This window comes from Pseudomonas sp. 65/3-MNA-CIBAN-0223 (genome assembly GCF_040310425.1).
GTDB lineage: Bacteria > Pseudomonadota > Gammaproteobacteria > Pseudomonadales > Pseudomonadaceae > Aquipseudomonas > Aquipseudomonas gregormendelii.
On the sequence record NZ_JBEOPV010000204.1, the window covers coordinates 1 to 262 of the forward strand.

The following is a 262-nucleotide window of genomic DNA, read 5'->3' on the forward strand; positions in this document are numbered from 1 at the left end:
GTATGATGGCATTCCCTCCTGTGGTGGTGATGACACAAAGTAACCGCCCAATTGTGTTTGTGGATAAAATCAAAAACAAAACCTCTGAGCATATCGATACAGAATCAGTGACCGACACCATTAGCAACAAGTTATTACGCTCTGGTAAGTTCCGCTTTATTGATATGACTAAGGTTGATACCGTACGTAAACAACTTGATTATCAAAACAATGCTGGCATGGTAGACCCATCAACTGCGATTAAATTTGGTCGCCAAATTGG

At 40.8% G+C, this 262-nt stretch carries 1 protein-coding gene; it reads left to right on the top strand.

The window, feature by feature from the left end:
* Positions 1 to 262: LpoB-related protein (locus AAEZ09_RS28575; RefSeq protein ID WP_502947615.1), on the top strand; the 262-nt coding region annotated here is incomplete at both ends.